The sequence below is a fragment of the Micromonospora coerulea genome (assembly GCF_016598485.1).
Taxonomy (GTDB): domain Bacteria; phylum Actinomycetota; class Actinomycetes; order Mycobacteriales; family Micromonosporaceae; genus Micromonospora; species Micromonospora coerulea.
The window spans coordinates 61,549-85,349 of record NZ_JAEMUW010000007.1 but is presented as its reverse complement, the minus strand read 5'-3'; the positions used below and the strand labels follow the sequence as shown (position 1 = coordinate 85,349).

Below are 23,801 nucleotides of genomic sequence, written 5' to 3'. Positions count from 1 at the left end.
TGAACGCGTGTTCATGAACGCTTACTCATAATGGCTGCGCCGCCGACGGACGTCAACGCCTGCGGTTTCGCCCCGTCCCCCCTCGGGTACCTGCGGCCACTGATGAAACTGACCACGCACTCGACGACGTTGCGCCGCGCGGCGCGAAACCTCTTCGGTTGGACCACGCTGCGGCCCAACCAACTGGCCGCGATGCGCGCCGTGATGAAGCGCCGCGACGCCCTGGTGGTCCTGCCCACCGGCGCCGGCAAGTCGGCGATCTACCAGATCCCGGCCAGCCTGATCCCCGGCCCGACGGTGGTCATCTCCCCGCTGCTGGCCCTCCAGCAGGACCAGATCGCAGCGCTCAACGAACGGCAACGGCCCGAGCTGCGGGCCGTCCGGATCAGCTCCGACGAGACCGCGGCCCAGCAGGCCGAGGCGATCGTCGAGGTCCGGGAGGGGCGGGCCGAGTTCCTCTTCATCACCCCGGAGGCGCTCAGTGACCCGGACCGGATGGCCGAGGTCCGCTCGCTGAAGCCGGCGCTCGTGGCGATCGACGAGGCGCACTGCATCTCGGCCTGGGGGCACGATTTCCGCCCCGACTACCTGACCCTCGGGCACCTGATCGACGGCCTGGGCCGGCCGCCGGTGGTCGCGCTGACCGCCACCGCCTCGCCGCCGGTCCGCGACGACATCATCGCCCGGCTGCGGCTGCGCGACCCCGAGGTGGTGGTCTCCGGGCTGGACCGGCCCAACCTCTTCGTCGAGGTGGCCCACTGCCCCACCGACGACTACCGCTGGCGGCGGCTGATCGCCCTGCTCCGCGACGACGGGCGCCCGGGCATCTGCTACGTGCCCACCCGGCGAGCGGCCGAGGAGCTGGCCCAACGGCTCACCGACGCCGGGTTCCCGGCCCAGTACTACCACGGCGGGATGCCCACCGGCGCCCGCAACGAGCTGCACGAGGCGTTCCTCGCCGACCAGGTGCCGATCATGGTGGCGACGTCCGCGTTCGGCATGGGCATCGACAAGCCGAACATCGCCTGGGTGGTGCACATGGCGCTGCCCGACTCCCCGGACAGCTACTTCCAGGAGATCGGGCGGGCCGGCCGGGACGGCGAGCCGGCCCGGGTGCTGCTGCTCTGGCGCGCCGAGGACATCGGGCTGCAGCGCTACTTCAGCGGCGGCCTGCCGGACTCCACCGAGCTGCGGGACCTCGCCGCGCTGCTGCGCAAGCAGGCCCGGACCAAGAAGGAGCTGCGCGAGCTGACCGGCCTCGGCCCGCGCAAGCTCGGCCAGTACCTCGCCCTGCTGGAGCAGGTCGGGGCCGTCGAGCGGCGGGCCAGGCAGCAGCTCGGCGCGCCGCGCTACGCCCCGACGCCGGCGGAGACCGCGGCCGCGGCGGTGGCCGAGGCGGAACGGCAGCAGACCGTCACCCGGTCGCGTACGGACATGATGCGGGCCTTCGCCGAGACCACCGGGTGCCGGGGGCAGGCGCTGCTGGCGTACTTCGGTGAGCAGATGAGCGAGGTCTGCGGGCACTGCGACAACTGCCACGCCGGCACCAGCGTCGCCGACGACGGGGCCAGCGGGCCCTTCCCGGTGCACAGCCAGATCCGGCACCCGGAGTGGGGCGCCGGGCTGGTGCTCAGCTACGAGGAGGACCGGATGACGGTGCTCTTCGACGAGGTGGGGTACAAGACGCTGTCCGTGCGCGTGGTGTCCGAACAGGGCCTGCTGGAACTGGACTAGCCTGACCCGGGCGCCCTCGCGGCGCCCGGCACCACCGACAAACCATGACCAGGCGAGAGGGGCTCACTCGTGATCGAGCAGCCGGCGTACACCGGGTTCGGATTCTCCGACGAGGAGTGGGGGCTGCTGGTCGGCCTGCCGCAGTCCGTGCTGACCGCGGCGAGCGCGGCCGAGTCGGACGGCACCAGGCGCACCATGGCGGAGAGCGCCGCCGGGCTGGAGGGCATCGCCGCCGGGCGCGAGTCGGCCAGCCCGCTGGTGGCCGCGGTCGCCGGTGAGATCGTCGGCCGGGTGGGCGACCCGGAGGCCGGCGAGGAACTGCCGGTCATCGCGCCCGCCGACCCGCGCGCCATGATCGACGACGTGCTGGCCCGGGCCGGGCAGGCGGCGGCCCTGCTGGCCGCGCGGGTCGACGAGGGGCAGGCCGGCGCGTACAAGCACTGGCTGGTGGAGATCGCCGAGCAGGTGGTGACCGCGGCGCCCAGCGGCGGCATGCTGGGCCTCGGCGGCGACGTGGTCAGCGACTCGGAGCGCCGCTTCCGGGACCGGCTCTCCCAGGTGCTCAACGACTGACGGTCCGGCCACCCCGCGCCCCGGTACCCGGCACGGATCGGCAACACCGTGGCATCCATCGTCAACTTCGGGCGGACATACTGATCCGGGGCCGTCAGCCGGGAAACCGGCCCGGCCCACTGGTATCGGGGGGCCGTGGCGAGGCGTCCGCGACGGTCCGTCGCGGGCGACCGCCCGGTGCCGAGGCTCCCGCTCGCACCGGCGGCCGTCACCGGGTTCCCTTGCCGCGCCACGCCGACTCCGGCCTCGCCGTTCTTCCCCCAGGACAGGCGGCGGGGTCGGTCAGGCCTCCTCCAGCAGGGCCAGCACCACCTTCTCCACCTCGCCGCGCGGCATCTCCGGCGCCACCTGCACCACCACCCCGTCGTGGTAGAGGTCCACCACCCGTGGGTCCACGTAGGACGTCCGGGCCACGGTCGGGGTGTTGCCGAGCAGCTCGGCGACGGCGCGCATCACCGCCGCCACCGCCTTCTTCCGGGCCGTGGCCGACCGCTGCCGGCCGACCATGGCCAGCTCCGTCGCCGCCAGCACCGTGGCGTGCCAGGTGCGGAAGTCCTTCGCGGTCATCTCCCCGCCGCTGGCGTCGCGCAGGTAGTCGTTCACCTCGTCACTGCGGACGTCCCGCCAGCTGCGGCCGTCCCAGTAACCGAAGAGGCGTTCCTCGGTCCGCCGCCGCCGGCGCAGATCGGTCAGCACCCGGCACAGCTCCGGGTCCTCGATCCGGCGCACCTGGTCGATGCCACCCTTGGCGGGAAACTCGAAGACCACGCAGCCGCCACGGGAGCGGGCGTGCTCGGGACGCAGCGTGGAGACGCCGAAGGTCGGGTCCTCGCCGGTCGCGTACTGGTCACTGCCGACCCGGAACATGCCCATGTCCAGCAACCGGGCCACGGTGGCGAGGACCCGTTCGCGCCGAAGTCCGCGCAGGGCCAGGTCCTGGTCGACCCGCTCGCGCAGCACCGGCAGCCGCTGGGCCACCTCCAGCACGTGGTCGAACTTCGCCTCGTCCCGCTTCTGCCGCCACTGCGGGTGGTAGAGGTACTGCTTGCGGCCGGCCGCGTCGATGCCGGTGGCCTGGATGTGCCCGTTCGGGTACGGCGAGATCCAGACGTCCTGCCAGGCCGGCGGAATGACGAGGTCGCGCAGCCGGGCCAGCTCGTCGGGGTCGCGGACCGGTTGGCCCTCTGGGTCGAGGAAGAGCCAGCCCTCGCCGCGCGGCCGGCGTCCGTACCCCGGCCCGCCCGGATCACTACGCCGCAACCGCACCGGAGACCCGCACCGCCCGTTCCGCCTCGTCCACGGCGGCCAGCACCTCGTCGACCGAGATCGCCGCCAACGTCGGACGCGTTCCTACCCCGTCCGTCGCGGCCCAATCGCGGTCGATCCCGGTGCGCCGGACGGCGTCGAGCACCCGGTGCCGGGGCCGGTCCGGCGGCGGCCCCCACCGGGCCGGGGAGACCGGCCCGAACAGCACCACCGACGCGGTGCCGTACCCGGTGGCCAGGTGGGCGACCCCGGTGTCCCCGCTGACCACCAGCCGGGCGCCGGCCACCAGCGCGGCCAGGTCGGCCAGGCCGGTCCGGCCGGCGAGCACCGCGTCCGCGGTCAGCCCAGCGGTGCGGGCCACCCGGGCGGCGAGGTCGCGCTCGTCGGCCGAGCCGGTCAGCACCACCCGGTGGCCCCGGTCGGCCAGGGCCCGGGCGAGTGCGGCGAACCGCCGCGCCGGCCAGCGCTTGGCGCGCACCTTGCCGCCCGGGTGCAGCACGGTGGCGCCGGCCGGGACCGCGGCGGCGGGCGGCGGCAGCAGCGCCAGGTCGGCGGGGTCGGCCGGCAGGTCGTACCAGTGCAGCAGCCGGCACCAGCGGCGGACCTCGTGCTCGTCGTCGTCCCAGCCCGGGCCGTCGGTGTGGCCGGCGGCGGCGTTGGTGAAGGCGAGCAGCCGGCCCGGCCCGGCGGCGGCGAGCAGCCGGTGCGAGCGCGGGCCCTGGCCGTGCAGGTTGACCGCCACGGCGGGCGGCCGTCCCGGCCGGACCGGGTGGTCCAGGCCGTCGGTGGGCAGCAGCCGGTCGATGCCGCCGACCAGGTCGGCCAGCGGCGCCAGCCAACCGGGGGCGGCCAGCACCAGCTCCCGGTCGGGGAACCCCGCCCGCAGCCCGCGCAGCGCCGGAACGGCGGTGGCCAGGTCGCCGACTCCGAGCGCCCGGAGGACCAGGATCACGGGTACGACGACTCGCGCGCGGCGCAGATGACCATCTCCCGTACCGCGCAACCCGGCGGTTGGGAGAGCGCGAACATGATCGCGGCGGCGGTGTCGGCCGGCTCGTTGAGCGCGGCGTCCGGGCCGGGCCGGTACTGCGCGTCGCGCTCGTCGAAGAACGCGGTCCGCATGCCGCCGGGGATCAGCAGGGTGACCCCGACCGACCCGGCGAGCTCGGCCGCGAGGGCCCGGGTGAAGCCGACCACCCCGAACTTCGCCGCACAGTACGCGGTGGCGTCGCTGACCGCCTTCACGCCAAGGGTCGAGGCGATGGTGACGATGCTGCCCCGGGACGCCTCCAGGTACGGCAACGCGGCGCGGATCACCGCCGCCGTGGCCAGCAGGTCCACCGCGACGATCCGTTCCCAGGTCTCGCCGGGCACGTCGGCCAGCTTGCCGGGCACGTCCGTGCCGGCCGCGGTGACCACGGCATCGAGGCCGCCGGAGCGTTCCGCGAGCTCGCGGGTCGCCGCCTCGGCGGCCCGGGTGTCGGCCAGGTCGCACTCCACCCACGGCACACCGTCGCCGGGCCGGTGCCGGTCCAGCACGAGCGGCCGACCGCCGGCGCGGGCGACGGAGGTGACCACGGCGGCGCCGAGGCCGCTCGCGCCGCCGGTGACCAGGACGGTGGGGCCGGCCCCCAGGGAAGCGCCGCTCATCGTGCCCCCTCCGCCGTCGACCGGACGGCCGTTGCGCCGGGCCCGGCCACGGTCGGCCCGCCGGGGGTGCCCCGGCGACCGGCGCGGGCCGCGGCGATCATGTCGGTGGTGGAGCGCCCGTCCAGGTACGGCACCACCACGGTCTGCCCACCCCAGCGGCGCAGGATCTCCGCCTCCGGCAACGTCTCCGCGCCACCCCCGGTGGCGTAGTCGCCGCCCTTGACCCAGATGTCCGGGCGGAGCCAGGACAGGGCCGCGTGCGGGGTGGACTCGTCGAAGATCAACACAGCGTCCACGCAACTCAGCGCCGCCAGCAGCCGGCCACGGTCACCCTGCGGCACCACCGGACGGTCCGGCCCCTTCAGGCCGGCGACGCTGGCGTCGGAGTTGAGGCAGACCACCAGGCAGTCGCCGAGCTGCCGGGCCGCCTCGAGGGTTGCCACGTGCCCGGCGTGGAGCAGGTCGAAGCAGCCGCCGGTGGCCACCACCGTGCCGCCAGCGGCGCGTACCTCGGCGATCACCGCGCCGGCCGCGGCCGGACCGATCCGCTCCCCGCCGCTCCCGGTCACGGCCGACCCGGCCACCACGGCGGGCCGGTCGTACGGCGTCGTCAGCGGCGGCGGCAGCGCGGCGGCCACTCCCCCGCTCGCCACGTACGCCGACGCCTCGGCGACCGCCGCCTGCACCGCCTCGGAGGTCAGCGCGCCGCGGGCCAGGGCGAGGGTCGCCGCGGCCGCGAACCGGTCCCCCGCCCCGCAGGTGTCCCCCTCGGCGCTCGCGGGCGCCGGCACCACCAGCGGGGTGGTGCCGGCGTGGCAGAGCAGCGCGCCGTCGCCGCCCAGGGTCACCGCCACGGCGCTGGCCCGCCACCGCTCGCGCAGCGCCTGCGCGCCCCGGGTCGCGGTGACCAGCCGGGACGCCCCCGCGGGCGCCTTCGCCAACTCGCGCGCCTCGAGTTCGTTCGGGGTGGCCAGCCGCACCCCGGGCACCGCCGCCGGCCCGCGCGGATGCGGATCCCAGACCACCGGCGCCCGGGTGGCGGCGAGCGCGGCCCGCAGCGCCGGCTGCCCGGCGACCCCCCGGCCGTAGTCACTGACCAGCACCACCGACGCGCGGGCGATCAGCCGCAGCACCTCCTCGCCCGGTTCGCCGGGCCGGCCGGCGGTCCCGCCCCGGTCGTGCCGCAGCAGTACCCGGCCCCGCACCCGCAGCCGGATCTTCTCCGGGGTGGCCCCGGTCAGCGGCAGCGGGTACAGCTGCACGCCCGCGGCGACCAGCAGCGAGCTGAGCCGGGCCCCGCCCGCGTCGTCGGCGATCGCCGTGACCAGCGCGACCTCGCCGCCCCCGGCGGCGGCGAAGACCGCGGCGAGGCCGGCGCCGCCGGGCCGGTCGACGTACGTGGTCTCGTCGAGCACCGGTACCGGGGAGTCCGGACAGAGCCGGTTCACCACCCCCTCCACGTCCCGGTCCAACAGGGTGTCACCGATCACCACCACCGGTCCGGTCACGCTCGACCTCCTCATCGGGCCTCCACCTCCGGGGCCTCGTCACCGAGCACCACCTCCACCCCGGTGCGCACCGGGCCGGAGCGGGCGTGTCCGGCCGGCACCGGGTCGGCCGCGGAAACCGCGGGCGCCGGGTCGGCGCGGACCGGGACCGCCGGGTCGGCCGCCCGGCCGGCGAGGGCCGCCGGCAGGGCCCGCTCGACGTACTCGCAGAGCACGTGCGTGGCGACCAGGTGCAGCTCCTGCACCACCTGACTCTCCGGCGAGTCGATGGCGAGGGCCTCCTGGCAGGCGTCGGCGAGGGGGTTGGGGGTGGGGCCGGTGAAGGCCCAGCAGCGTAGGCCGGTGTCGTGGGCGGCGTGGGCGGCGGTGAGGAGGTTGGTGCTGGTGCCGCTGGTGGACATGAGCAGGAGGATGTCGTGGGGGCGGCCGTGGGCGCGGACCTGGCGGGCGAAGATTTGGTCGTAGCCGTAGTCGTTGCCGATGGCGGTGAGGGCGGAGGTTTCGGCGTGCAGGGCGATGGCGGAGAGGGGTTCGCGGTCGTCGCGGAGTTTGCCGACGAGTTCGGCGGTGAGGTGTTGGGCCTCGGCGGCGCTGCCGCCGTTGCCGGCGACGAGCAGCCGGCCGCCACCGGCCAGCCGCTCGGCCAGCTCGGCGCCCCACCGGGCGAGCAGCTCCTCGGCCCGGCGGAAGGGCAGCAGCGCCGCGGCGAGGTGGGCCAGGTGGGTGTCCAGCACCGTCCCGGCGTCGCTCCGGCCGGACGCCGTCATCAGGCGACCACCCGGGTCGGCCGACGCACGGTCGCCACCTGGCCGTACACCTCCGTCAGCCGGTCCGCCGTGGTCGACCAGGAGTAGCGGCGGCGGGCCCGTTCCCGCGCCGCCGTCGCGTATCCGAAGCGGCGGATCCGGTCGCCGAGCAACCGCCGGATCGCCGCGCCCAGGGCCCGCGGGTCGCGGGCCGGGACGAGGTCGCCGGTCCGCCCGTCGACCACCGTGTCGATCAGCCCGCCGACGGCGGTGCCGATCACCGGCACGCCGCAGGCCATCGCCTCCAGCGGGGTGAGCCCGAACGGTTCGTACCAGGGGGCGGCGACCAGCACGTCGGCGGAGCGGTACCAGCGGGCCATCTCCTCCCGGGGCACCGCGCCGACCAGCTTCACCCGGTCGGCGATGCCGAGGGAGTCGGCGAGGGCCCGCAACCGCAGCGCGTACGGGTCGGTCTCCAGCAGGCCCGCCGGCGGGCCACCCACCACCACGCACTCCGCCCCGGGGACCAGGGCGATCGCCCGGATCACGTCCTGGAAGCCCTTGCGCTCCACCAGCCGGCCGACGGTGAGGATCCGCGGCCGGTCGCCGTCGCGTGCGGCGGCCGGACCCAGCGGGGCGAAGGTGCCGAGGTTCACCCCGGACGGGACGACCGTCATCCGGGACCGGGGCACCCCCATCCGGACCAGCTCACCGACCTCGTCCTGGCACTGCGCGACCACCCGGTCGACGGCGCGGCCCAGCTCCCGCTCGTACCGCACCCGCCCCGGCGGGCTGGTGTCCTGCGCCCCCTGGTGGCGGCGCTTCACCGTGCCCAGCGCGTGGTACGTCTGCACCACCGGCACGCCGGTGCGCCGGCCGGCGGCGAGCGCGGCCAGGCCGCTCATCCAGAAGTGCGCGTGGACCACCTCGGGCTGCCAGTCGCCGGTGCGCCACCGCTCCGCCAGCCAGTCGCCGAACTCGGCCATGTAGGGCAGCAGCTCGTCCTTGGCGACCGGTTCGGCCGGGCCGGCCGGTACGTGCACCACGTCGAAGCCGTCCGGGGCCCGTACCGTCACGGGCAGGTCCACGGCGTCCCGTCGGGTGTAGACGCGGACGTCGTGCCCGGCGGCCACCAGCGCGGCGGAGAGCTCCGCGACATGCGTGTTCTGGCCGCCCGCGTCCTCGCCGCCGAGGACGGCGAGCGGGCTGGCGTGCTCCGAGATCATCGCGACGCGCATACTTCCTCCTCCAGCAGCCGGTCCCAGTCGGCGAGGAAACGGTCCAGGCCGTAGCGGTTCCGCGCGGCCGTCCGGGCCTCGGCGCCGGCGCGGCGGGCCGCCGCCGGCTCCTCGACGAACCGGCGGGCCGTGTCCAGCAGGTCGTCCACCCGGGTGGAGAGGGCGCCGGCGGACGGCGGCACCGCCGCCACGGCCTCGGTGGTGGCGAGGGCGATCACCGGCATGCCCATGGTCATCGCCTCGATGAGGCTGAGCCCCAGCGATGTCCAGCGGCACAGGTGCAGGTACGCCCGCCGCCGGGCCAGCTCGGCGTGCATGGCGTGCTGCGGGACGTCGTCGTGGCTGGTGACCCGGTCGGCCGGCAGCCCGAGCCGGTCGGCGAGCCCGGCCACCCCCATCCCGTACACGTCCAGCGGGGCGATCTCGGCGAACCGGGGCAGCAGGTCGGTGCCGGTGACCCGCCAGCGGCGCACCGGCTCGTTGATCACCACGGCGAGCCGGTCGAGTTCGCCGGTCCAGTCGACGGCAGGGGCGACCACGCCGTGCTCGATGACCCCGGTGCGGGTGCCGCCGTTGTCCCAGAACAGCTCGTTGAAGTGCGTGACGTGGGCGATCAGCAGGTCGTCGCGGTCGGCCATCGGGTGTCGGGTGTTCGGCACGTCGCCCTTGGGGGTGTTGTGCTCGACGTAGATCGCCGGCAGGTCCCGGCCGGGCCGCCGGCTCAGCCACTCGGCGGCGAGGTCGAACTCCTCGGGGCGCTGGAGCAGCACCACGTCGACGTCGGTGCGCCCGAGCTCCTGCGGGGTCACCTCGACGGCGCCGTCCGGCCACGGGTAGGTCCGGGCCCGGCCGAGGCCGTACGGGCCGCGGTCCGGGGTGACCGGCACCAGGTAGTGATGCTTGCCGTGCACGAAGGACGTGGTCCAGGAGCCGTGCACGTGCCAGAGCAGGATGTTCATCGGGCCACCCCGCCGGTGGCGGTCACCGCCGGTCCGCCCGCCGGCGCGGCGACGAGCGCGGCCGGCCCGTCGGCGGGTACGCCGAGCAGCCGCAGCGCCTCGAGGACCCGCCCGGGCTCGACCGCCGACATGCACGGGTGTCCGGGCACCGGGCAGCGGGTGGCCCGGGTGTCCCGGCAGGCGGCGCCGGCGTCGCCGAGCCGGACGGCGGGCACCCGGTACGGCCCCCACTGTCCGAATGGGACCGTGGGGGCGAAGAGGCTGACCACCGGCACGCCCAGCGCCGCGGCGAGATGCGCCGGACCGGTGTTGCCGACGACCAGCGCGCCGGCCCGCGCGACGACCGCGGCCAGCTCGCCGAGTCCGGTGCGGCCGCCGAGGTCGGTGCCCCCGGCGGCGGCGACCCGGGCGGTCAGTTCCCGCTCGTCCGGACCGCCGGTGACCACGACCCGGTACCCGGCGGCGCTGAGCACCCGGACGATCCGGGTGGCCAGTTCGGGCGGGCAGGCCCGGGTCTCGACCGAGGATCCGGGGTGCAGCACCACGTAGCCGCGCTCGCCGGGGCCGTCCGGCGCCGCCGGTAGCCGGTCGGCACGCAGCCGCAGGCCCGGCTCGTCCCCCGCCGCGAGTGCGAAGCCCGCGGCTGCGGCCAGGGACAGCGCGCGCTCCGGCTCCGGCACCCCGACCGGGACGCGGTGGCGGACGTCGAGCAGGGTGCCCGGGTAGTCGTCGCTGATCGCGCTGATCCGTCGTACGCCGGCCATCCGCAGCAGCAGCGCCAGCGGTAGCGGGGACTGGTGGAAGGAGGTGAAGACGACCGCCTCGTCGGCGCCGACGCCGGCGAGCCGGGCGGTGAGCCGGCGCATGTCGTCGGGTTCGACCGGGGCGGGATGGCCGTCGATCCAGGGCAGCGGCCATTCGACGATCTCGTCGACGCCGGGCAGCAACTCGGCGGCGGCCCGCCCCCGCGGCCCGCACAGCAGCACGACCCGGTCGGCACCGGCGGCCACGGCCCGGATGCCGGGCCCGGTGACCAGCACGTCCCCGGCGGCGTCGCTGCGCGCCACCAGGACGGTCCGCCGCCGTGGCGTGGCCGCGGGGGCGGCGACCAGGCCGATCCGATCCAGGATCCGCGCCACCGCCGCGGGCAGGTCGTCGGCGACCGTGGGCGCGGCGGCCACCTCGGCCATCCGGGTCGCCGGGGTGGGCACCATGATTCCGGTCGCGCCGGCCGCCGCCGCGGCGGTCATGTCGGCACCGATGTCGCCGACCATGACGCAACGGGTGGGGCGGGTGCCGAGCGCCCGGGCGGCGGCGTGCACCAGCCCGGGCGCGGGCTTGCGGCAGGCGCAGCCGTCCCGCTCGCCGTGCGGGCAGACCTGCCAGGCGTCGAAGGGCCCGAGCAGCTCCTCCACCCGCGCGTTCACCCGGCGCAGCTCGTCGTGGGTGAACAGGCCCCGGGCCAGCCCCGACTGGTTGGTCACCACGGCCAGCCGCAGTCCGGCGGCGCGCAGCCGGTCCAGGGACTCCCGCGCCCCCGGCACCGGACGTACCTTCTCCGGGTCGCCGTTGTAGGGCACGTCCTCGATCAGCGTGCCGTCGCGGTCCAGCAGCACCGCGTCGAAGAGCCTCGGCGGGAATCGGTCAGAACCGGGGGCAACCCGGGCTGACCTGCACTGATCCCGCTCGTGGTCCCGTCGCACGGCCGGCGGGTTCCCGAGGCCCCGAGGAGTAAACATCATCTTCGGCGGAGCCGCCCCGACCGCCGCGCCGGCGTCCCGCTCGGGCCGGGCCGTCGCGCCGCTGTCCCGGCCCGGTGCGGCGTTACCCGCCGCCCCCGAGAAGCTAACCCGTCGGCCCCGTTAGCCATGGACCAGCCGGGGGTATGGGATTGCGGTGGCGATTGTGGAGAAAGTGATCGACGCACCCCCGCAGCAGGTCTTCGACGTGCTCGCCGACGGGTGGACGTACAGCGACTGGGTGGTCGGCACGGCGCACGTGCGGGACGTGGACGACAGCTGGCCGCGGGCGGGCAGCCAGTTGCACCACCGGGCCGGGCCGTGGCCGCTCTCCCTGCAGGACTCCTCGACCGTGCTGGTCTGCGAGCCGCCGCGCAAGCTCGTCATCAAGGCGGGGCTCTGGCCGGCCGGCGAGGCGACCGTGGTCTTCACCCTGGAGCCGGTGGGCGACGGCGCCACCCGCGTCCGGATCGGTGAGGACTTCGCCGCCGGACCGCTGCGCTGGGTGCGCAACAAGCTCAACGATCTGGTGCTGCACCTGCGCAACAAGGAGACGTTGAACCGGCTCTCCGACATCGCCACCCGGCAGAGGGCGGACCGGTGAGCCAGCGCGTCGTGATCACCGGCGCGAGCGCCGGGGTGGGCCGGGCGATCGCCCGGGCGTACGCGGCCCGCGGCGCCCGCCTGGGCCTGATCGCTCGGGGCGGGGCCGGCCTGAGCGGCGCCGAGCGGGACTGCCGCCGGCTCGGCGCCACCGACGTGCGGACGTACCGGGTGGACGTGGCCGACGCGGGCGCGGTGCAGCGGGCCGCCGACGAGGTGGTGCACCACTACGCCGGCCTGGACGTCTGGATCAACGACGCGATGGTGTCGGTCTTCGCGCCGGCCTGGGAGATCACGGCGGACGAGTTCCGCCGGGTCACCGAGGTGAACTACCTGGGCACGGTGCACGGCAGCCTGGCCGCGCTGCGGCACATGCGCGCGCAGGGCCGGGGTGCCATCGTGCAGGTCGGCTCCGCCCTGGCCTACCGGGGCATCCCGTTGCAGTCGGCGTACTGCGCGAGCAAGCACGCGGTGCAGGGGTTCAACGACTCGCTGCGGGCCGAGCTGCTGCACGACTGTCCGGGGGTGAAGCTGTCCATGGTGCAACTGCCGGCGATCAACACCCCGCAGTTCTCCTGGGTGCGCACCCGGCTGCCGCGGCACCCGCAGCCGGTGCCGCCGATCTTCGCGCCCGAGGTGGCCGCCCGGGCGGTGGTCTGGGCCGCCGACCACGGGCCGCGCGAGCTGAACGTGGGCGGCCCGACCTGGCGGGCGCGGCTGGGCAACGCGCTCTTTCCCGGCCTGCTGGACCGGAAGCTGGCCCGCAGCGGGTACGACAGCCAGCAGACCGACGCCCCGATCGACCCGACCGAGTGGCGGGACAACCTGGACCGGCCGGGCGACGACGAGCAGGACTGGGGCACGGCCGGGGTCTTCACCGACCGGGCCCGGCGGCACTCGGCCGCACTCTGGGTGAGCGCGCACAAGCCCAGCGCGTCCGTCCTGGCCCTGGGCGGACTGGTGATGGCGGCGACCGGCCTGGCCCGCCGGCTACGCTGACCGCCCTCGCGGCGACGCTCCGGAGCCGTCCGGACGGGCGTCTGTGCGGACCGGCTGGAGGCAACTGGCTACCCTCTCAGTGAACACTGTCGGCCGACCGAGGATGTCCGTGATGATCGAACCCGTGCAGCTGCCCGTTCCGTGGCGGGACGCACGCCTGACCGTCGTCGTTCCCACCTACAACGAGGCGGGGAACCTCCCGGTCCTGGTCGAGCGGCTCTTCGCCCTGCCGCTGCCCGGGCTGCGGGTGCTCGTCGCCGACGACAACTCGCCGGACGGGACGGGTGAGGTGGCGGACAAGCTGGCCATCGAGCACCCGGACCGCGTGCAGGTCGTGCACCGCGCCGGCAAGGAGGGGCTGGGCCGGGCGTACGTGGACGGGATCAGCCGGGCGCTGGACGGCGGCGCCGAGTACGTGGCGCAGATGGACGCGGACCTGTCCCATCCCCCGGAGGCGCTGCCCGGCATGCTCGGCGCGCTGCTCTCCACCCAGGCCGGCGTGGTGATCGGCTCGCGTTACGTTCCCGGCGGGCAGCTGGACGAGAACTGGCCGCTCTACCGGCGGGCGCTCAGCGGCTGGGCCAACCTGTACGTGCACACCCTGCTCCAGGTGCGGATCCGCGACCTCACCGCGGGCTTCAAGATCTGGCGCGCCGACGCGCTGCGGGACATCGGCCTGGACCGGGTGCAGTCCAACGGCTACAGCTTCCAGGTGGAGATGCACTACCTCGCCACCAAGCTCGGGCACACCATCCTGGAGGTGCCGATCCGCTTCGAGGAACGGCGCGACGGCATCTCCAAGATGACCACGGCCACCAAGATCGAAAGCGCGCTGATGCCGTTCAAGCTGCGCGCCAAGCACCGTAACCTCGGCTGACCCTCGCGTCCCGGCCCCGCCCCGAGTCGTCACCTGCGGTGATGGTCGGAGCGGGGCCGTCACCGCAGCTGCGCCCGCTGCTCTGCGTCACCCGGCGCGGTCAGCGGTAGACCGCTCGGTGCGCCGCGCCGATCAGCCCGGCGTACAGCTCACCGGTGAGCGCGCGGTCCCGGGCCAGCGCGGCCCGGGCCGCGTTCGCCCCGGGCGCGCCGTGCACGCCACCGCCCGGGTGGGCCGACGAGCTGGCCAGGAAGAGCCGGTCCACCGGGGTGTCCGCCCGCCCCAGGCCGGGGATCGGGCGCAGGAAGAGCTGCTGGTACGCCGCGGCGGTGCCGCCGCCGAGCGCGCCGCCGACCAGGCTCGGGTCGCCCTCCTCCAGGTCGGCCGGCCCGGCCACGTGCCGCCCGACGATCAGCGACCGGAAGCCGGGGGCCGCCTCCTCCAGCACCTCCTCCATCCGCTCGACGTGTCCCACGACGTCGTCGGCATGCCACTGCCGGCGGAACGGCAGGTGGGTGTACGACCAGAGCGACTCCGTCCCGGGCGGGGAATGGCTGGGGTCGGCCACCGACATCTGGCCGACCAGCAGGAACGGGTCGCGCGGCACCTCGCCCCGGGCCAGCGCGGCGGAGTAGGCGGTGAGGCCGTTCAGGTCGGCGCCGAGGTGCACGGTGCCGGCGGTGGCGACGGACCGGTTCTTCCACGGCACCGGCGCGGAGAGCGCCCAGTCCACCTTGAGCGTGGAGCCGTCCCACTTGAAGTGCGCGAGGTCCTCCACCAACCGGGGCGGCAGCGCCGCCGCGCCCACCAGGTCCAGGAACAGCGCCGGGGCGGGCACGTCGGCCAGCACCGCCCGCCGGGCCCGCCAGGTGGCGCCGCCCACGGTACGCACGCCCATCGCCCGGCCCCGGGCGGTGAGCACCCGGTCCACCCGGGCGCCGTAGTCGATCCGGCCGCCCCGCTCGACCAGCCGGGCCACCAGCGCGTCGGTGATCTTCTGGGCCCCGCCGACCGGCAGCGGCCAGCCGACCTGCTGGCCGAGCATGACCAGCAGCCAGCCGTACACCCCGGAGCCGGCCTCCTCCGGGGACAGGTCGGTGTGCAGGGCGCAGCCGGCCAGCAGGGCCGGCCCGCCGTCGCCGGCGAAGAGCTCGTCGCCCAGCTTGCGGACCGGCACGACGAGGCGGCGGGCCAGCCGCAGCGCCCCCGAGACGCGCAGCCGGCGCAGCAGGCCGAGCCCGCCGCGGACCGGCGGGAACGGCGTGGTGATGGTGTCGAGCATCGGCTCGGCCACCGCGCACCAGTCGGCGTACGCGTGCCGCCAGCGCTCCCCGTCGCCGGGGGCGAACGCCTCCAGCGACGCGGCGGTGACGTCGAGGTCCCGGTTGACCACCGCGGCGCGCCCGTCGGGCAGCAGGTGGGCCAGCACGTCCGGGGCGTGCGTCCAGGTCAGCCCGTACTGCTCGAGGCCCAGCCGGCGCAGCACCGGCGAGGCGTACCCGAGCGGGTAGAAGGAGCTGTACAGGTCGCTGAGATAGCCGGGAGCGGTCACCTCGGCGGAACGGATCGCGCCGCCCGGGGTGCCGGTCGCCTCCAGCACCAGCACGTCCCAGCCCGCGTCGGCCAGCAGGTTCGCGGCGACCAGACCGTTGTGGCCGGCCCCGATGACGACGGCGTCGGCGCTCGCCGTGGCGGTCGAAGTCATCCGAGCCGCCTACCCGGCCGGTTACCGGACGAAACGCGTTTGCCTCGCCGGGACCGGGGCATCCACTGCCGCATGTACACGGTTGCGCAACTCATAGGTGGAGTGTGGGGCGCGGGTGGCGCGGGAGGTGAGCTGGTCGTCCACGATCCGGCCGACGGCTCCCCGGTGACCACCGTGCCGGTGGCGACGGCGGACGAGGTGGCCAAGGCGGTCGAGGCCGCCCGGGGTGTGACGGCGGAGTGGGCGGCGACCGCCCCGGCGGAGCGGGCGGCCGCGCTGCACCGGGCCGCGGACGCGGTGGAGGCCGCCGCCGAGGAGCTGGCGCAGGCGACGACCGCCGAGATGGGCAAGCCGCTGGACGACGCGCGCGGTGGGGTGGCGGCGGGCGTGGGCACCCTGCGACAGTACGCGGAGCTCGGGCCGGTGCGCGGCGGCCGGACCCTGCACGGCGGGCACTCGTCCCTCGACTTCATGGCCCCCGAGCCGCACGGAGTGGTCGCCGCGATCACCCCGTGGAACGACCCGGTGGCGGTCTCCTGCGGGCTGCTCGGCGCGGCCCTGGTCACCGGCAACGTGGTGCTCTACAAGCCGAGCGAGCGGACCCCGGCGACCGGCTGGCTGTTGACGAAGGCGCTGGACTCCGCGCTGCCGGCCGGGGTGCTGTCGCTGCTCACCGGCGGGGCCGAGGTGGGCGCGGCGCTGGCCGGGCAGGAAGTGGACGTGGTCGCTCACGTCGGCTCCACCGCCACCGGCCGGCAGATCGCCGCCGCCGGGGCGCGGACCGGCGCGAAGGTGCTGCTGGAGAACGGTGGCAGCGATCCGCTGGTGGTGGACGGGAACGTCGACCCGGTGTGGGCGGCCGAGCAGGCGGCGCTCGGCTGTTTCGCCAACGCCGGGCAGATCTGCGTGGCGGTGGAGCGGATCTACGTGCACCGGGACGTGGCGGAGGACTTCGTCGACGCGCTGGTGCAGCGCGCCGAGGCGCTGGCCACCGGCCCGGGCCGCGACCCGGGTACGCAGCTGGGCCCGCTGGTGGACCGCCGGCATCGGGACCACGTGCACGGGCAGGTCACCGCGGCGGTGGCCGAGGGGGCGCGGGTGCGTACCGGCGGGACGGAGCCGGACGGGCCGGGGGCGTTCTACCCGGCGACCGTGGTCACCGACTGTCGGCACGAGATGACGCTGGTCCGCGAGGAAACCTTCGGGCCGGTCGCCCCGGTGGTGGTGGTCGACTCGTTCACGGAGGGGCTGCGCTGCGCCGCCGACTCGCCGTACGGACTGGCGGCCACGGTGCTCACCGGGTCGATGAGCCACGCCCAGCGGGCCTGGCGGGAACTGCCGGTCGGCACCGTCAAGGTCAATGCGGTCTTCGGCGGCGCGCCGGGTGGCGCCGCGCAGCCCCGCCGCGGCAGCGGCCAGGGTTTCGGATACGGTCCGGAGCTGCTCGACGAGTTCAGCACGGTGAAGGCCGTGCACATCGAGGCGCCGGGCGGCGGCCACTGGTGACGACGCCACGGGAGCCCGGGACCCATTCGGTCCCGGGCTCCCGTCGTGCCGGGGCGGTCAGCGGCGGGCACGCGCCTCACGGGTCTGCTTGTCGTTCGCCTTCTGGATCGCCTTGACCAGCTCCGGCTTGGTCATCCGGGACCGCCCGGGCACGTCCAGCTTCTTGGCCACCTCCATCAGGTGCTCCTTGGGCGCATTCGCGTCCACGCCGGCGGCCGTGGGGGCCCGCCGCTCGGGGCCGCCCCCGGCGGCCTGCCGGTCGCTCGGGCCCTTGCGACCCTTCGGCTCCCAGTGGTCCCCGACCTTCTCAAACTCGTGCTTGACCGCGGCGAACGCGGTGCGATGGGCGCGCTGGCCCTCGCCGTACGTCTCCACCGCCGAGTCGTGCGTCTTCTCCCACGTCCGCTGGGCCTTATCCGGGGAGCGCCGCAGCGTGCTGGGCAGTACCTCGCGCCCGGGCATCTCGTCCTCCTCCGTGTCGATGGGTTACCCAGTGGAGTTCCCGCACCCCCCGGCGGCAAACCGGCATCCGGTTTGCCGATTTCCCCGGCGGGGTACCGCCGGGGCCACGTGCGGGGGGGCGCCCGGGCGGTGGGACACAGGGAGCGGTCATGGCAGCGACGACGGAGCCGGTGGTCACCGACCGGCAGCGGGCCCGGATCCCCCGGCGGGTACGGCAGCTGAGCTGGGCAACCTGGCGGGGGGTGCTGGTCCGCAGCGGGCGGAACTTCCTCAAGGACAACTGCGCGGACTGGGCGGCGGCGCTCACCTACTACGGGGTGCTGGCATTGTTCCCCGCCACCATCGTGGTGGTCGCCCTGGTCGGGCTGGTCTCCGACGGGGAGCGCGCCGTCGACACCGTCATCGGCCTGGCCCGCGACGTCGGGGCCGGCTCGGTGGTGGGCGACGACAGCTTCGTCAAGGTGGTGCGCGGCGTGGTCGACCAGCAGAGTTCGGGAGTGCTGCTCAGTTTCGGTCTGCTCGGCGCGCTCTGGTCCGCCTCCGGCTACATCGGGGCGTTCACCCGGGCCTCCAACGCCATCTACGGGGTGGCGGAGGGCCGTCCCTTCTACCGGCTGCGGCCGCTGCAGATCGGGCTGGCGGCGATCTCGCTGGTCCTGCTCGCGGTGGTGGCCGTCGGCCTGATCGTCAGCGGCCCGGTCACCGACGCGGTCGGCGACCTGGTGCACGCCGGCGGGCTGGCCCGCACGGTGTGGAGCGTCGCGAAGTGGCCGGTGCTGGCCCTGGTGATGATGAGCCTGCTCTCGCTGCTGTTCTGGATCGCGCCGAACGTCCAGCAACCCCGGTTCCGCTGGCTCACCCCGGGTGGCGGGCTCGCCCTGCTGGCGTGGGTGCTCGCCTCCTTCGGTTTCGGCCTCTACGTCGCCAACTTCGGCTCGTACGACGTCACGTACGGCAGTCTCGGCGCCGTCATCGCCTTCCTGGTCTGGCTGTACCTGTCCAACTGCGCCCTCATGCTCGGCGTACAGGTCAACGCGGAGTTGCAGCGCGGCCGGGTGCTCCAGACCGGCGCGGAGGACCCGGGCGAGCCGGTCCTGCCGCCCCGCGCGGCTGCCGATTCGTGACGGTATGACCAGCTCCGCGGCCCCGCACCGGTTTACCGGCGGTCCCCTCGGGCATGTCAGAGGGCATGGAACGTGCCAGCAGCAAGCACTCACCCAGGGTCGACGAACAGATGAGCCAGGAGGTCAGTGGACTCGTTCAGGGTCCGGGGACCGGCGGCTCCCGGGTCGAGGAGCACCGCGTGCCGGAACCGGCCGGCGAGGACCAGCCGGAGACCACCACGGCCCCGGCGGGCGAGCTGCGCACCGGCGCCCCGAAGGGGATGAGCTCGCAGGACGTCGAGCGGCGCAGCCGGCTCGGCCGGTTCATCACCATGTCGGCGCTGCCCGGTGACCGGGAGGCGCTGATCGCGAACGCGCGGGACAACGAGGCGCCCGACGACATCGTGGCCCAGTTGCAAGGCCTGCCCGAGGGCATCCGCTACCAGACGGTTTCCGAGGTGTGGGCCGCGCTCGGGAACAAGAACGAGACGACGCGCTGGTGACCCGGATCGATCCACGATCCGGAGCAGCACCGGCGGGCAGAGGAGGATTCTTCATGAGCGGCGTTATCGAGCACGTGGACGTCTCGGTCCCGATCCGGACCGCCTACGACCAGTGGACCCAGTTCGAGGAGTTCCCGCACTTCATGGAGGGCGTGCAGGAGGTTCGGCAGCTCTCCGACACGATGACCCACTGGACGGTGGAGATCGCCGGGGTGAAGCGGGAGTTCGACGCCGAGATCACCGAGCAGCTGCCGGACGAGCGGGTCGCCTGGAAGTCGACCGGCGGCACGCACCAGGCCGGTGTGGTGACGTTCCACCGGCTCGACGAGGGCACCACCCGGGTGACCCTGCAGATGGACTTCGAGCCGCACGGCGTGGTCGAGCAGGCCGGCGACAAGCTGGGCGTGGTCGACCGCCGGGCCAAGGGCGACCTGGCGCGGTTCAAGCAGTTCATCGAGCGGCGCGGTCAGGAGACCGGCGCCTGGCGCGGCAAGGTCGACCGGCCGACGCCGTGACCCCCTGACCCCCGGATACGAGACAGCTCCGCTGGCCGCCGGTGATCCGGCGGCCATCGCCGTGCCGGCGGCGGCCGTTTGCGATCACCGCGCCCGGGTACCGCTGGGGAATGACCGACAACGACAGTCACGTGTGGCGCGACGAGGAGCGGACCCCGCTGCGCGAGTTGGAGCGGGCGCTCGCGGGCTCCAGCCTCGACGGGCAGGCCGACGACGTCACCGGCAACGACGCCGGCGAGGAGGCCGCGTTCGGGCACGGTCCCGAGGCGGTGGACCGCGGCGCCGGCCCGGAGGGCGAGCGCCGGGAGATGACCGACCCGGAGCGGGCGTACCGCCCGTCGACGACCGGACGGACCGGCCCGGACGTCTGAGTCCGGCGGCCGGCGGGGTCGCCGCGGTGGCGGGGGGCGGACGGGCGCGGCACCGCCGGGGTCGCGGATCCGCCGCCGGCCCTCGCCGGCCCGATCAGCCCCGCCGGGAGGCGGCGGCGTGCAGGGCGATCAGCGCGACCGCCAGCACCAGCAGGGCCGGGCCCAGCGCCTGTACCGAGGTACGTCCCAGCAGCACCCCGATCGCGGCCGGCACCAGGGCGGCGCCCAGGCCGGCCGCGCCGATCTGCAGGCCGATGGCCCGGTCGGCGTGCGCCCCACCCACCCGCTCGGCCGTGCTGAGGGTCAGCAGCGGGAAGACCGGCGCGGCGGCGAAGCCGACCACGAGCAGCCCGGCCACCGCCAACCAGGCCGGGGCGGGCAGGGCGATCAGCGCCGCGCCGGCGGCCAGGCCGAGCAGGCTGCCGCGCAGCACCCGCGCGCTGCCCAGCCGTTCGGCGACCACCCCCTGGACCACCCGCCCCACGAAGAGGCTGCCCCAGTAGCCGGAGACGCAGAGGCCGGCCACCGCCGCGGCCAGGCCCCGCCCCTCGGTCAGCAGCAGGAAGGCCCAGAGCCCGGTGGCCACCTCGAGGGCCACGTAGACCGCGAAGGCGGCTCCGCCGAGCCAGACCGCCGGCAGCCGCAGCGTCTCCACCACCCGCACCGGCCGGGCCTCGACCGGCCCGGCGCCGGCCACCGCGTCCGGGCCGGGCACCATCGCGGGCGCGACCGGATCGGGCGGTACGAGCGCGTCGGCGGCGCCCGGCGTCCGCTCCCGCCACGCACGGACGGTGAGCGCGAACGCCGCGGCCAGCAGGAGCTGGGCGGTCGCGACGGTGCCGTACCCCCACCGCCAGGCCAGGCCGGCGCTGAGCGCACCGGTCATGATCAGCGGGCCGATCGCCACGCCGAGCCCGAAGAACGCGTGCATCCAGTTCATGTGGCGGGGCCCGAACGCCCCGGCGGCGTACGCGTTGAGCCCGGCGTCGATCGCGCCCGAACCCAGCCCGAGCACCAGCGCGCAGCCGGCCATCAGGGCCAGGGTGGGGGTCAGCGCGTACCCGGTGAGGGCCAGGCTCGCCAGCAGGGTGCTGCCGGCGAGCAGCCAGCCGACGCCGAGCCGGGCCAGGGTGAAGCCGGCGAGCACGCTGGAGGTGAGGTAACCCACCATGCCCGCGGTGAGCACCACGCCGACCGCCTCCGTCGGCACGCCGAGGTCGGCGCGGATGGACGGCCAGCCCACCCCGATCAGCCCGTCGGGCAGGCCGAGGCTCACGAAGGCGAGATAGGCCAGCAGGAGCAGGGACGCCCGGGGCGTGGTGGTGGTGGTCGACACGGTGGGTCATCCTGCCGCATCCGGCGGGACGGTCAGTGGCGCCCGACCCGGTCCCCCGAAAGGACAAAAAGTACGAACCGGATGGTCGAGGAACCGGACAGGTCGTCCAGAATCGGCCGAACGGGTGACGGCAATGGCCGGGTCCCGCGTCAGACTTTCGGGATGCAACAGGGCTCCGGCATCCTCACCCCACGTCAGCGCCGCCTGGCTTGGCTGGGCTTTCTGCTCGCCGCCATCCAGGCGCCCATCGCGGCGAAACTCGTCGCCGACGACTCCTGGCTGTTCAGCCTCTGCGTCGCGCTGATGGTGGCCACCGTGATCATCGCCGACGACGCGGCCCGGCGCCGCCCGGCGGGCGCCGCCTCGTCGGACTAGCCCTGCGCGCCGGGGCGCGCCTCGTGTCCGGGCCGCCCACGGGTGCGGCGGCGCTCCTTCATCTCCGCCTCGTAGAGGTGCCGTCGGCCGCCGGCCAGCTCGTCCCGGGCCCGGCGGTCCAGCTCCCGGAAGAGCGCGTAGTAGCCGTCGTCGAAGTCCTCGACGATCTGGAACGTCCAGCGTCCGGCGATCACGTTGCGGCCCAGCAGGTCCCGGTCGATCCGGTCGGCGATCTCACCGTGCCCGGCGCTGCGGAACAGCTCGACCGCGTCGTCGAGCATGAGGTCGGCGTGGCCGATCAGTTGGTGCAGCGAGTAGAGGTGCCCGCGGGCCCGCTCGACGGTCTCCAGGGCCTCGCTGAGCTTGCCGAGCGCCTCGACCGTGTCGTCACTCACACCGGCCGGGCGCCGGTGCCGCTCCTCCGGTCCGTCCACGTGCTGTCCCATTCCGTTCCTCCGCGGGGCTCCCTGCGCCGGTTCGCGCGGTTCTCCTTCTGCCCGGTCCCGCCCGGGTCAATCCCGGCGGAGGAACCTGGCCACCGCCCGGCCGACGGGCAGTCAGCCGGTCGGCCGAGGTCGACCCGGTCACGGCGTGATTAGCCTCGGTTCCCATGCGTGTGCCGAACAATCGGGTCGCGACCCGCTCCGCCGCCGGCTCCGCGCGATCCGCCCTGGTCGCGCTCACCGCGTCCGTCGGCACCGCCGGGCTGGCCGCGGCCGCCGCCAGCCCCGGGCTGCTCGCTCTGGTCGACCAGCACGCCGCGGCCGTCCGCGACAGCCTGGACGGCGACCGCCGGCCGCTGACCGTCGCCGCGCTCGCCGGGTACGCCGAGGGCATCCGCGCCGCCGCCCTCGACCACGGCTGGCAGCCGACCGCGGAGCCGACCGACTGGTCGGGGCCGGACTGGCTGCACACCCGCCTGCTGGCGGTCTGCGCCCTCGCCCGCTCGCTGGATCCCCGACACCTGGCCTGAATGCGGCGGAGGGCGCCGCGATCGCCCCGCGGACACCCTCCCCTGCCGCCATCGGCGCTAGCCGCCCGGGCGGCGGATCTGCTGAGTCTCGTCGCCCACGGTCCCCGGCTGGTACGTGCCCGGGGCGCCGGACATCGCCTGTTGTTCCCGGGCCACCCGGGTACGCTCGGCGCCGGCCCGGTCGGCCATCTGCCGCTCGTAGTCGCTGCGACCGGCGCCCTGCGCCGAACGCTGCTCCCGGATCGCGCGGGACTCCTCCGCGGCCCGGTCGAGCCAGCCGTCCCAGCGGCTCTGCATCGGCTTCACCAGACCACCGCCGACACCGACGATCAGGATGCCGGCCACCGTGGCGAGCACCGCGATCAGCACCGGCGTGGTCACCGTGGTGGCGATGCCCACCTGGTTGAGCGCGGCGATCACACCGAGCGCCAGGATGAAGATCGCCGCCAGGTCGCCGAGGATCTTGCCGTACGACAGCCCACCCAGCGCGCCGGTGACCAGATCCCGGACCGCGTTGGCGATGGCCGCCGCGACCACCACGATCACGATCGCCACGAAGGCCCGCGGCAGCCAGGAGACCACACCCCGGATCAGGTCGCTGATCGCGTTCGGTCCCCAGACGCCGAAGGCGAACTGCAAGGTGAACAGCAGGACGGCGTAGTAGCCCAGTTTGGCCAGGATGTCACTGGCGTCGTACTTCGTTCTTTCGAGCGCGCGTTTGATCCCGCCCCGTTCGACGGCCCGGTCGAAGCCCACCCGTTCCAGTGCCGCGTCCACGAGCTTCAGGACGGCTCGGGCGATGAGCCAGCCCACCACGAGGATCGCGATGAACGCGACGGCCCGCGGAATGAAGAGCAGCACCGACCTCCAGGTGTCGGCCACGGCGTCACCGATGTCGGCCTGCCCGGCCGCGAGGGTTTTCAGCATGATGTCCCTCCTGTCGCGTGAACTGCGCCGCCCGCATACCCGGTCACCCCCGGGGCACGCCGCGCCACGGGTCGCCAATTTCCCGACATCTCTCCCGGAAAGCACCCTCACCTGCCGGAACGGCCGGCCCGGC

Annotated in this window: 25 protein-coding genes; 12 read left to right on the top strand and 13 right to left on the bottom strand. The window is 75.1% G+C overall.

The window, feature by feature from the left end:
- The first annotated feature begins 102 nt into the window (after window positions 1-102).
- Both I8N68_RS11730 and I8N68_RS11725 read left to right on the top strand, forming a co-directional pair.
- Entirely contained in the window at window positions 103-1,734 is a 1,632-nt protein-coding gene (locus tag I8N68_RS11730; protein WP_200209946.1) for a RecQ family ATP-dependent DNA helicase, read from the top strand.
- A 69-nt stretch (window positions 1,735-1,803) separates the two neighbouring features.
- Window positions 1,804-2,307 carry a hypothetical protein gene (locus tag I8N68_RS11725; RefSeq protein WP_200209945.1) on the top strand — a complete coding sequence of 168 codons (504 nt, stop codon included), beginning with the start codon at window positions 1,804-1,806 and terminating at the stop codon, window positions 2,305-2,307.
- A gap of 282 nt (window positions 2,308-2,589) precedes the next feature.
- On the opposite strand, the gene I8N68_RS11720 is transcribed toward I8N68_RS11725, so the two are convergent.
- From I8N68_RS11720 to I8N68_RS11685, 8 genes are read right to left on the bottom strand one after another with little or no spacing between them, the layout of a single operon-like run.
- Window positions 2,590-3,573: a DNA topoisomerase IB gene (locus I8N68_RS11720; protein WP_200209944.1), complete on the bottom strand. Its 984-nt coding sequence runs from the start codon at window positions 3,571-3,573 to the stop codon at window positions 2,590-2,592.
- A complete protein-coding gene (locus tag I8N68_RS11715) occupies window positions 3,557-4,525 on the bottom strand; it encodes a glycosyltransferase family 9 protein (protein WP_200209943.1) in 969 nt (322 codons plus the stop codon). Before I8N68_RS11715 ends, I8N68_RS11720 begins: the two co-directional genes overlap by 17 nt.
- Complete coding sequence (locus tag I8N68_RS11710; protein WP_200210106.1) at window positions 4,522-5,208, bottom strand: SDR family oxidoreductase; 687 nt, start codon at window positions 5,206-5,208, stop codon at window positions 4,522-4,524. Before I8N68_RS11710 ends, I8N68_RS11715 begins: the two co-directional genes overlap by 4 nt.
- Window positions 5,209-5,219: 11 nt before the next feature.
- The gene (locus I8N68_RS11705; RefSeq protein ID WP_372433704.1) at window positions 5,220-6,731 is read right to left on the bottom strand and encodes a PfkB family carbohydrate kinase; all 1,512 of its coding nucleotides are present in this window, start codon (window positions 6,729-6,731) and stop codon (window positions 5,220-5,222) included.
- 11 nt (window positions 6,732-6,742) lie between these two features.
- On the bottom strand, window positions 6,743-7,498 hold the full coding sequence (locus tag I8N68_RS11700) for a D-sedoheptulose-7-phosphate isomerase (RefSeq protein ID WP_200209941.1): 756 nt from the start codon (window positions 7,496-7,498) through the stop codon (window positions 6,743-6,745).
- Window positions 7,498-8,715 carry a glycosyltransferase gene (locus I8N68_RS11695; RefSeq protein ID WP_200209940.1) on the bottom strand — a complete coding sequence of 406 codons (1,218 nt, stop codon included), beginning with the start codon at window positions 8,713-8,715 and terminating at the stop codon, window positions 7,498-7,500. The genes I8N68_RS11700 and I8N68_RS11695 overlap by 1 nt, the downstream gene beginning before the upstream one ends.
- Window positions 8,700-9,674, bottom strand: coding sequence for a glycosyltransferase (locus I8N68_RS11690; protein ID WP_200209939.1), 975 nt, complete (start codon window positions 9,672-9,674; stop codon window positions 8,700-8,702). Before I8N68_RS11690 ends, I8N68_RS11695 begins: the two co-directional genes overlap by 16 nt.
- Window positions 9,671-11,413: an HAD-IIIA family hydrolase gene (locus tag I8N68_RS11685; protein WP_200209938.1), complete on the bottom strand. Its 1,743-nt coding sequence runs from the start codon at window positions 11,411-11,413 to the stop codon at window positions 9,671-9,673. Before I8N68_RS11685 ends, I8N68_RS11690 begins: the two co-directional genes overlap by 4 nt.
- A gap of 175 nt (window positions 11,414-11,588) precedes the next feature.
- On the opposite strand from I8N68_RS11685, the gene I8N68_RS11680 reads away from it, so the two are divergent.
- From I8N68_RS11680 to I8N68_RS11670, 3 genes are all read left to right on the top strand, one after another.
- Window positions 11,589-12,017 (top strand): SRPBCC family protein, encoded by a 429-nt coding sequence (locus I8N68_RS11680; protein ID WP_307812790.1) that lies wholly within the window; start codon window positions 11,589-11,591, stop codon window positions 12,015-12,017.
- Window positions 12,014-13,015 carry an SDR family oxidoreductase gene (locus I8N68_RS11675; RefSeq protein ID WP_200209936.1) on the top strand — a complete coding sequence of 334 codons (1,002 nt, stop codon included), beginning with the start codon at window positions 12,014-12,016 and terminating at the stop codon, window positions 13,013-13,015. Before I8N68_RS11680 ends, I8N68_RS11675 begins: the two co-directional genes overlap by 4 nt.
- 112 nt (window positions 13,016-13,127) lie before the next feature.
- Entirely contained in the window at window positions 13,128-13,892 is a 765-nt protein-coding gene (locus I8N68_RS11670; RefSeq protein WP_200209935.1) for a polyprenol monophosphomannose synthase, read from the top strand.
- 100 nt (window positions 13,893-13,992) lie between these two features.
- Here the strand turns inward: I8N68_RS11670 and I8N68_RS11665 are convergent, their stop codons facing one another.
- On the bottom strand, window positions 13,993-15,597 hold the full coding sequence (locus I8N68_RS11665; RefSeq protein ID WP_200209934.1) for a phytoene desaturase family protein: 1,605 nt from the start codon (window positions 15,595-15,597) through the stop codon (window positions 13,993-13,995).
- Between the two features lie 72 nt (window positions 15,598-15,669).
- Between I8N68_RS11665 and I8N68_RS11660 the strand changes: the two genes are divergently transcribed.
- The gene (locus I8N68_RS11660; protein ID WP_200209933.1) at window positions 15,670-17,103 is read left to right on the top strand and encodes an aldehyde dehydrogenase family protein; all 1,434 of its coding nucleotides are present in this window, start codon (window positions 15,670-15,672) and stop codon (window positions 17,101-17,103) included.
- 57 nt (window positions 17,104-17,160) lie between these two features.
- On the opposite strand, the gene I8N68_RS11655 is transcribed toward I8N68_RS11660, so the two are convergent.
- Window positions 17,161-17,565 carry a ChaB family protein gene (locus I8N68_RS11655; RefSeq protein WP_200209932.1) on the bottom strand — a complete coding sequence of 135 codons (405 nt, stop codon included), beginning with the start codon at window positions 17,563-17,565 and terminating at the stop codon, window positions 17,161-17,163.
- Window positions 17,566-17,714: 149 nt separating this feature from the next.
- Between I8N68_RS11655 and I8N68_RS11650 the strand changes: the two genes are divergently transcribed.
- The 4 genes from I8N68_RS11650 to I8N68_RS11635 all read left to right on the top strand — a co-directional run bounded on the left by I8N68_RS11650 (window position 17,715) and on the right by I8N68_RS11635 (window position 20,057).
- Window positions 17,715-18,689, top strand: a complete 975-nt coding sequence (locus I8N68_RS11650) for a YihY/virulence factor BrkB family protein (protein WP_200209931.1) — start codon at window positions 17,715-17,717, stop codon at window positions 18,687-18,689.
- A 65-nt stretch (window positions 18,690-18,754) separates the two neighbouring features.
- Window positions 18,755-19,171: a DUF2795 domain-containing protein gene (locus tag I8N68_RS11645; protein WP_200209930.1), complete on the top strand. Its 417-nt coding sequence runs from the start codon at window positions 18,755-18,757 to the stop codon at window positions 19,169-19,171.
- Between the two features lie 53 nt (window positions 19,172-19,224).
- Window positions 19,225-19,686, top strand: coding sequence for an SRPBCC family protein (locus I8N68_RS11640; protein ID WP_200209929.1), 462 nt, complete (start codon window positions 19,225-19,227; stop codon window positions 19,684-19,686).
- 110 nt (window positions 19,687-19,796) lie between these two features.
- Window positions 19,797-20,057 carry a hypothetical protein gene (locus tag I8N68_RS11635; RefSeq protein ID WP_200209928.1) on the top strand — a complete coding sequence of 87 codons (261 nt, stop codon included), beginning with the start codon at window positions 19,797-19,799 and terminating at the stop codon, window positions 20,055-20,057.
- A 94-nt stretch (window positions 20,058-20,151) separates the two neighbouring features.
- Here I8N68_RS11635 and I8N68_RS11630 read toward each other — a convergent pair whose 3' ends face one another.
- A complete protein-coding gene (locus I8N68_RS11630; protein ID WP_200209927.1) occupies window positions 20,152-21,393 on the bottom strand; it encodes an MFS transporter in 1,242 nt (413 codons plus the stop codon).
- 162 nt (window positions 21,394-21,555) lie between these two features.
- Here I8N68_RS11630 and I8N68_RS11625 point away from each other — a divergent pair, with 162 nt between their 5' ends.
- On the top strand, window positions 21,556-21,768 hold the full coding sequence (locus tag I8N68_RS11625; RefSeq protein WP_200209926.1) for a hypothetical protein: 213 nt from the start codon (window positions 21,556-21,558) through the stop codon (window positions 21,766-21,768).
- Here I8N68_RS11625 and I8N68_RS11620 read toward each other — a convergent pair.
- Window positions 21,765-22,214: a hypothetical protein gene (locus I8N68_RS11620; RefSeq protein ID WP_200209925.1), complete on the bottom strand. Its 450-nt coding sequence runs from the start codon at window positions 22,212-22,214 to the stop codon at window positions 21,765-21,767. The genes I8N68_RS11625 and I8N68_RS11620 overlap by 4 nt on opposite strands.
- Window positions 22,215-22,378: 164 nt before the next feature.
- Here I8N68_RS11620 and I8N68_RS11615 point away from each other — a divergent pair, with 164 nt between their 5' ends.
- Entirely contained in the window at window positions 22,379-22,741 is a 363-nt protein-coding gene (locus I8N68_RS11615; RefSeq protein ID WP_200209924.1) for a DUF6401 family natural product biosynthesis protein, read from the top strand.
- A 57-nt stretch (window positions 22,742-22,798) separates the two neighbouring features.
- Here the strand turns inward: I8N68_RS11615 and I8N68_RS11610 are convergent, their stop codons facing one another.
- Window positions 22,799-23,668, bottom strand: a complete 870-nt coding sequence (locus tag I8N68_RS11610) for a mechanosensitive ion channel family protein (protein ID WP_200209923.1) — start codon at window positions 23,666-23,668, stop codon at window positions 22,799-22,801.
- Between the last annotated feature and the right edge of the window lie 133 nt (window positions 23,669-23,801).

Coding starts and splice junctions, on each gene's coding strand:
- I8N68_RS11730 (WP_200209946.1), top strand. CDS start 103: ATGAAACTGACCACGCACTCGACGACGTTGCGCCGCGCGGCGCGAAAC.
- I8N68_RS11700 (WP_200209941.1), bottom strand. CDS start 7,498: ATGACGGCGTCCGGCCGGAGCGACGCCGGGACGGTGCTGGACACCCAC.
- I8N68_RS11695 (WP_200209940.1), bottom strand. CDS start 8,715: ATGCGCGTCGCGATGATCTCGGAGCACGCCAGCCCGCTCGCCGTCCTC.
- I8N68_RS11690 (WP_200209939.1), bottom strand. CDS start 9,674: ATGAACATCCTGCTCTGGCACGTGCACGGCTCCTGGACCACGTCCTTC.
- I8N68_RS11685 (WP_200209938.1), bottom strand. CDS start 11,413: ATGTTTACTCCTCGGGGCCTCGGGAACCCGCCGGCCGTGCGACGGGAC.
- I8N68_RS11670 (WP_200209935.1), top strand. CDS start 13,128: ATGATCGAACCCGTGCAGCTGCCCGTTCCGTGGCGGGACGCACGCCTG.
- I8N68_RS11665 (WP_200209934.1), bottom strand. CDS start 15,597: ATGACTTCGACCGCCACGGCGAGCGCCGACGCCGTCGTCATCGGGGCC.
- I8N68_RS11660 (WP_200209933.1), top strand. CDS start 15,670: ATGTACACGGTTGCGCAACTCATAGGTGGAGTGTGGGGCGCGGGTGGC.
- I8N68_RS11655 (WP_200209932.1), bottom strand. CDS start 17,565: ATGCCCGGGCGCGAGGTACTGCCCAGCACGCTGCGGCGCTCCCCGGAT.
- I8N68_RS11650 (WP_200209931.1), top strand. CDS start 17,715: ATGGCAGCGACGACGGAGCCGGTGGTCACCGACCGGCAGCGGGCCCGG.
- I8N68_RS11645 (WP_200209930.1), top strand. CDS start 18,755: ATGGAACGTGCCAGCAGCAAGCACTCACCCAGGGTCGACGAACAGATG.
- I8N68_RS11640 (WP_200209929.1), top strand. CDS start 19,225: ATGAGCGGCGTTATCGAGCACGTGGACGTCTCGGTCCCGATCCGGACC.
- I8N68_RS11635 (WP_200209928.1), top strand. CDS start 19,797: ATGACCGACAACGACAGTCACGTGTGGCGCGACGAGGAGCGGACCCCG.
- I8N68_RS11625 (WP_200209926.1), top strand. CDS start 21,556: ATGCAACAGGGCTCCGGCATCCTCACCCCACGTCAGCGCCGCCTGGCT.
- I8N68_RS11620 (WP_200209925.1), bottom strand. CDS start 22,214: ATGGGACAGCACGTGGACGGACCGGAGGAGCGGCACCGGCGCCCGGCC.
- I8N68_RS11615 (WP_200209924.1), top strand. CDS start 22,379: ATGCGTGTGCCGAACAATCGGGTCGCGACCCGCTCCGCCGCCGGCTCC.
- I8N68_RS11610 (WP_200209923.1), bottom strand. CDS start 23,668: ATGCTGAAAACCCTCGCGGCCGGGCAGGCCGACATCGGTGACGCCGTG.